The sequence below is a fragment of the Staphylococcus sp. 510 genome (assembly GCF_057219715.1).
Window position 1 is genome coordinate 1 of the sequence record NZ_JBXVVK010000026.1, and the last position, 7,153, is coordinate 7,153.

Sequence of the window (7,153 nt, forward strand, 5' to 3'; positions counted from 1 at the left end):
GAATTTTCTCATATTGTCAACGGGATTCTTAATAAATGACAAATCAAATATATCGATTTATATGTTACTCAAATATAGTATATTTATTTTTATTATCGTTATATACAAAATCAATGAATATTATATACTAAAAATTAATATTAAAAATATAGTCACTGCTACATAAATATAGTATTTACAATTAATAAGATTCATTAAATACCAAAAATTAAAATTTATCCTTTAAATAACTCTTGTTTTTTGTATAATTATTGTATGTAACAAAAATAAATATAAGGGAGTTATTTAATATGTTTGTTTTAGCTACATCTTTATCAAGCCAAGTGAATCTTGACTGGCGGACATATATCATGCTTGCAGTATATTTTCTAATTTTACTTGTTATTGGATATTATGGTTATAAGCAGGCAACCGGAGATTTAAGAGAATATATGCTTGGTGGAAGAAATATAGGACCTTACGTCACTGCATTATCTGCTGGAGCTTCAGATATGAGTGGTTGGATGATTATGGGGTTACCTGGAGAGGTTTATACAACAGGTTTATCAGCAGCTTGGTTAGCTATTGGGTTAACTATCGGAGCTTATGTTAACTACATACTTGTAGCACCAAGACTTCGTGTGTACACTGAAAAAGCGAATGACTCAATCACATTACCTAACTATTTTACACATCGCCTTAATGATAATTCTAATATTATTAAAATTATCTCTGGTGGTATTATTGTTGTATTCTTTACACTATATACTCACTCGGGTATGGTTTCAGGTGGTAAATTATTTAATAGTGCGTTTGGTCTAGATTATCATATTGGTCTTATTGTAGTTTCGGTGATTGTTATTGCTTATACATTCTTTGGGGGGTATTTAGCAGTATCATTAACTGACTTCTTTCAAGGTGTAGTTATGTTAATTGCGATGGTTATGGTACCTATTGTAGCCATGATGCAGCTCGGAGGTATTGATGCTTTTTCTCAAGCAGCAAATTTAAAACCGACTAATTTAGATTTATTTAAAGGGACCACTATTGTGGGAATTATTTCTTTCTTTGCTTGGGGATTAGGTTACTTTGGTCAACCGCATATTATAGTACGATTCATGTCAATCAAATCTGTTAGTCAATTAAAAACTGCCAGAAGATTTGGTATTAGTTGGATGGCTATTAGTTTAATAGGTGCTGTATGTGTAGGGTTGATAGGTATTGCTTTTGTTCAAGATAGAGGAGTTAAATTAAATGATCCAGAAACACTTTTTATTTTAATGGGCCAAATTTTATTCCATCCATTGGTTGGTGGTTTCCTTCTTGCAGCAATTTTAGCAGCTATTATGAGCACAATCTCCTCACAACTACTTGTTACTTCTAGTTCACTTACAGAGGATTTCTATAAATTAATTAGAGGCGAAGAAGCTGCAAAAAAACATAAAAAAGAGTTTTTATTAGTAGGTCGATTATCTGTTCTTATTATAGCAATTATATCTATTATAATCGCATGGACTCCAAATGATACTATACTTAATCTTGTTGGTAATGCATGGGCTGGATTTGGTGCTGCATTTGGTCCACTGGTATTATTATCTCTCTATTGGAAGGGATTAAGTCGTACAGGAGCTATTTTTGGTATGATATCAGGATCAGTTGTAGTCATTATTTGGATTGTTTTTGTGAAACCATTAGGAGAACATATTGATTTCTTTAATTTATATGAAATTATTCCTGGATTTTTAACAAGTTTAATTGTGACTTATATCGTAAGTCTTATAACTAAAAAACCGGATAGAGATGTTGAAAAAGAATTAGAAGAAGTTAAAAAACTTGTGAAAGAAAAATAACACTTTATCACTTAAAGAGGTAGAACAAGAAATTGTGGTTCTATCTCTTATTTTTTTATTTACAAATTTCATTTTATTGAAGTATATAGTTTTTATCAATTTCAATAACACTTATCTAATATGGTAGCAAATCGCATTATCTATCTACTACTACACGAAGCTTATATTGAAATTGCTAAAGAACATCCCATAATAATTTTTTACCAGGAAATGAATAGGATTTGCTTACTCAATGAAGCAGAAGGATTGTGCAAGCACAATCCCAAAATCCCATTATTCTTTATAAATAATATATATAGGGAAGCAGAGAGATACATTCCTCATCAATACTCATAAATAATGAGTTGATTGTTCATCAAAATAGGTGGAATTCCGGGATTTCTTTGTCATATCAACGTTTGTAACGGGTTCTTGCTTGGAATTTCCTTATATTGACGACGGGATATCAAACACATATTAACTCAATTATGTAATAGAGAAAATGGCAGAAATACATTATTTATGAATATCATAAGAGAGGAAGCTGAATTAAAATCGCTCAACTATTCATAATAGTGATCTATGAAATTATTCAAACCATAAAATAAACAGAATAGAAAAAATAATATAAAGATTTATCAATTTTATTAATTAACATCCATTAAAAGTAACGATTTATAATGACTAAAGATAATTTCCACAAAAAATCTCTTCAAAGTTTGAAAAAAGTTAAACTTTGAAGAGATTATAATTCAAAATCGTTATTTTGATTTAGATGTTTTTCTAGATGTTAATAATGAACCCGCAGCTAATAACGGTGAAGCAATAATTATAACTACACCTGAATTAGATTATTCACCTGTTTCTGGTAGTACTGTAGTACTTGATTGTACTAGCTTATTAATGCCATAACTATTATTTGTAGTTTGTGTTGATTGACTATCATCACCAGCAATTATATTATTTGTTTCGTTTATTGATTTCTATTATCTGTTTGATTAGTTTGAACATTATTTGATGACTGATTTAATTGATACTGACCTACTATTTCATAAGGATTATTGACACCCCAAGAAGTTTTTACTACGCCATCTTTATATACTCGAAATAACTCCTGAACCTACATTTGATTTATTAGCTTTAACAATTTCATAATAATCGCCTTTACCTTTTGGAGTCCAATAATTTCAGCAGCGTGTACTTCATTCGAATTAGCTACGCCAATACCTGTAAATAATAAATTTCCAGTTAATGTAGTTGTACTTAAAGTTTTAATTACTTTCATATCATTACCTACATATTTATATAATGTTCTTATATTTTAAAGTTAAATATTATAAAATAATTTAAAAGTTATTTTCTGATATAATCATATACTTTATTTATTTGTTCTAAGAAAGTACCATCAAATTTATTGTCAAAAAATGCACTTCCAATTGTAAAACTCCAAGGAGCATGAGATTTTATCAAATCTAACTGTTCATAACTACCTATACTGCCAGCAATACATATAGGCCCTGATACCTCAGTGCTTATCCTTTTGATTAATTGTTCTATGTTTCCTACAAATCGATATGCTAACACATCTACACCATAGACTCCTTTATCTAGATATTCATTTGCTTGATTTATGATACTTTCAATTGTTCCATCTAAAATTGATGGTCTATTATATACATTGCCTACAAAAGGCATATACTTTAATCCATTTTTTTTACAAAAATCATTTATAGAATCGAAAAAAACTGTACCCATTAGAATATCACATCCGCATTCTAAAGCCATTTGTGCTCCTAATAATCCCAATTCTTCTGTGTATTCAACAACTTCTAAAAAAGTTGTTTTACCTTGTTTTTTCATGTATAAAAATAGTTCTTTCATTTCACTTAAAGGAATACCTGAATCTTTGAATCCCCACAACTTTGCTTTAGATTCTTTGCATTCTTCAAATATTTGATATGCATTTTTCACTGTAAGATCATTATAAGTCAACATTACTATTAATTCATTTTTCACTTTATTTCCCCTTCTTAATTATATTTCAGCATAATATACTATATATTAAATTGATACAGTAATACAATATTGACTTACAAATAATATTAATTTAATATTCATATTGTGTTATATATAAAAAGGAGTTTATTATTATGCATCTTCTCTATCCTTCAACCACAGTAGAAAGTGTATTTTCAATTGATTATGAAAAATTAAAATTATTAGGTTATAAAGCAATTATTTTTGATATTGACAGTACTTTAGTACCACACGGTGATGATACTACTCATGAGATAGATGATTTATTTAACTACCTCCATAAATTAGGTTTTAAAACTTTATTATTATCTAATAATAGTGACGAACGTATTTCTAACTTTAACCGAAATATTAATACTTTATTTATCCCTATGGCAAATAAACCCCATAGAGCAAGTTATTTAAAAGCATTAAGAATGTTAAATGTTAACTATTCAGAAGCAATATTGGTAGGAGATCAATTATTTACAGATATATTGGGCGCTAATTTATGTGGTATTAAAAATATTTTAGTTAATTTCCTAATGCATGATGAAGATACTAAAATTGGGAAAAAAAGACATTTAGAGAAAAGTTTATTAAAATTTTATTTAATAAAAAATGTTTTCTTCAAAAGTCTTCCTAATATTGAAAAGGAGAACAATAATAAAATGAGTAAACAAAGAAAAAAACTCAGTGAAATTCACCCTCTTTTCTATTTATTAGCTGTAAAAAAAGAAACTTTAAAACGTCATATTCAAAATTATAAAACTAGTACTAATTTTGCTAATCATAAACAAGATACTCCCTTACCGAATGCTGTTTATAAATATGGTTCTTTTTTAATAAAAGAAGGAAAAAATATTGATCCAGTTTTACAATTTAATAAATCTTTTAATATTAGCTTATCTGCTTCTAAGATAAATAAAATTATTATACAACCAGGAGAAACATTTTCTTTTTGGAATCTGGTTGGAAAAATAGACAAAAAGAGAGGGTATAGAGATGGACGCGTTATTGTTAACAATAAAGTTCAAGCTGGTTTAGGCGGTGGTCTATGTAACTTAGCTAACACATTAAATTTATTAATCATGCATAGTCCATTGCAAGTAACTGAATTACATACTCATTCAGATGCTTTATCCCCTAATAATGGCAAACGTGTACCTTTTGGTACTGGAACTTCAGTTTCATACAATTATGTAGATTATAGATTTAAAAATATTACAAATCAAAATGTTCAAATTCTTATTTGGGTAGAAAACAATTATTTACATGCTGAACTACGCAGTGAAAAACCATTTAAATATAAATATGAATTAACTGAAGAAAATCACCACTTTACCAAAATTAATAATAAGTTCTATCGTAAATCAAAAGTTTTCAAAAATACAATAGATCCTTTTAATGATGAAATTATAGAAAAAAGATTAGTTTACGATAACAACTCAAAAGTCATGTTTGATTATAAACTAATACCTAAAGAGCTTATTAAATAATTTTAAACAATATACTCTATCATAAAACAATATGAATAATAATTTAGGCAATTACAATTGTCATTCACTTGACGAAGTGTTCTTTAGCACTTCGTTTTTATTTTTGTCTCAAACACTATATCTTATTATTTAGCCAATAATTTTCCTTATCTTCTTTCACTTATTTTATCTAACCATTTTTAGAATTCTCTTTATCAATTTCAATAACACTTATCTAATGAGATAATAATTATTTCATAACTACACGATGCTTATATTGAAATTGCTAAAGAACATCCTACAATGATTTTTTACCGGGAAATGAATGGGTTTTGCAGATTCGAAGAAGCAGAAGGATTGTCCCAGCACAATCCCAAAATCCCGTTATTTTTTATAAATAAATAATATATATAAGGAAGTAGAGGCCCAACCCTATCATCAATACTTATAAATAATGAGTTGATTGTTCGTCAAAATAGGTGAGATTCCGGAATTTCCTTGTTACACCAACGTTTATCACGAGTTTTTATATGGAATTCCCCCTTATTTCCACTGGGATTCGTTATAAATGATAAATCAAATATATATTATTTCAATGATATATATAAACTACATCACTATTACACTATCTAGGAGGCAATAATATGGAAACAATCACTCAAGAACTCAAACAATATATAACTCATCTATTCTATAACTATCTGACAATGAAACATGGGACTGTGAAGCACTGGAGGAAGCAGCAAAAAATATTCTACCCGAACGTTTTATTAATGATTCCCCACTTGCACATCTTACACTTGAAACTTATACCTACTACAATGATGAACTACATGAGCTAAGTATCTATCCATTCCTTATGTAATGCTTTTGCCAAAAGAATACTAAAGGAAGTGACGATATATGAATACAATCAAAAGTACAATACACACAGAAGCCATTTTTAGCGATGATGAACAACACCGCTTGGGATGAAAAGAAACCTGTTTGTACAGTGATAACCATGTATCCTCATTCATTAGTCGATTTCATATCTTCAGGAACTTTACTTTCATCATTATGCTGCATATGGGTCTCACTTTTTTGATCTTTAGTATCTTTATCTTTTTCATCATTATTGGAGCAAGCTGATAATATTAGTAATGACCCTAATATCATAAAAAATAATTTTTTAATCATAATAAAACGCCTACCTTTTATTATGATTTTAATGTAAAAGCATTAATTGCAACGATAATCGTACTTAATGACATTAAAATAGCCCCTATTGCAGGTGATAAAACCAAGCCAATAAATGCTAAAACCCCGGCTGCTAAAGGTACAGCAACAATATTATAACCTGCACCCCACCATAAGTTTTGCACCATTTTTCTCATAGTATTATTTGAGAGGGTCAAGAAAAGGATAATATCTGATGGATTACTTTTAACGAGTATAATATCAGCTGACTCAACTGCTACATCCGTTCCTGCGCCAATTGCAATACCAATATCTGCTCTTATAAGACTTGGTGCGTCATTGATACCGTCTCCGACCATCATTACTTTTTTACCACTACGTTGATAATCTTTTATAATACTTTCTTTATCTTCTGGCTTGAGTTGTGCGTGCACATCACTAATACCTAATTCTTTTGCGACAGCTTTTGCTACTTCTTTATTATCACCTGTAAGCATGACTGGTGTAATATGTCTTGATAGTAAATCAGCTACCATTTGTTTTGAGCTTTCTTTAATTTGATCTCCTTGAGCAATCATGCCAATGACTTGTTGTTCATCAATTAAATAGCTGATTGAATTACCTTGTTGTGCTAATTTTATAAATAAGTCATTGTCATATTCAAATCCGTGC

6 protein-coding genes and 2 pseudogenes are annotated in these 7,153 nt (G+C 29.0%); 4 read left to right on the forward strand and 4 right to left on the reverse strand.

Annotated elements, in window-relative coordinates; all coding sequences use genetic code 11:
• Positions 1 to 290 precede the first annotated feature (290 nt).
• On the forward strand, positions 291 to 1,829 hold the full coding sequence (gene putP / locus AC2D8K_RS12105) for a sodium/proline symporter PutP (protein WP_002450457.1): 1,539 nt from the start codon (positions 291 to 293) through the stop codon (positions 1,827 to 1,829).
• Between the two features lie 1,099 nt (positions 1,830 to 2,928).
• Here the strand turns inward: putP and AC2D8K_RS12110 are convergent.
• A complete protein-coding gene (locus tag AC2D8K_RS12110) occupies positions 2,929 to 3,093 on the reverse strand; it encodes a hypothetical protein (protein WP_002450456.1) in 165 nt (54 codons plus the stop codon).
• Positions 3,094 to 3,161: 68 nt separating this feature from the next.
• Complete coding sequence (locus AC2D8K_RS12115; protein ID WP_002450455.1) at positions 3,162 to 3,824, reverse strand: hypothetical protein; 663 nt, start codon at positions 3,822 to 3,824, stop codon at positions 3,162 to 3,164.
• Positions 3,825 to 3,958: 134 nt separating this feature from the next.
• Here AC2D8K_RS12115 and AC2D8K_RS12120 point away from each other — a divergent pair, with 134 nt between their 5' ends.
• From AC2D8K_RS12120 to AC2D8K_RS12130, 3 genes and pseudogenes are all read left to right on the forward strand, one after another.
• Positions 3,959 to 5,323 carry a YqeG family HAD IIIA-type phosphatase gene (locus AC2D8K_RS12120; protein ID WP_002450454.1) on the forward strand — a complete coding sequence of 455 codons (1,365 nt, stop codon included), beginning with the start codon at positions 3,959 to 3,961 and terminating at the stop codon, positions 5,321 to 5,323.
• Between the two features lie 623 nt (positions 5,324 to 5,946).
• Positions 5,947 to 6,164: pseudogene (locus AC2D8K_RS12125) on the forward strand (SAUGI family uracil-DNA glycosylase inhibitor); the annotation flags it as partial.
• Positions 6,165 to 6,205: 41 nt separating this feature from the next.
• Positions 6,206 to 6,317, forward strand: a pseudogene (locus AC2D8K_RS12130) (DUF1643 domain-containing protein); the annotation flags it as partial.
• Here the strand turns inward: AC2D8K_RS12130 and AC2D8K_RS12135 are convergent.
• Both AC2D8K_RS12135 and AC2D8K_RS12140 read right to left on the reverse strand, forming a co-directional pair.
• On the reverse strand, positions 6,314 to 6,481 hold the full coding sequence (locus tag AC2D8K_RS12135) for a hypothetical protein (RefSeq protein ID WP_002450453.1): 168 nt from the start codon (positions 6,479 to 6,481) through the stop codon (positions 6,314 to 6,316). The pseudogene AC2D8K_RS12130 and the gene AC2D8K_RS12135 overlap by 4 nt on opposite strands.
• Before the next feature lie 20 nt (positions 6,482 to 6,501).
• The coding region (locus tag AC2D8K_RS12140) for an HAD-IC family P-type ATPase (protein ID WP_484698787.1) at positions 6,502 to 7,153 on the reverse strand (652 nt) is incomplete at its 5' end.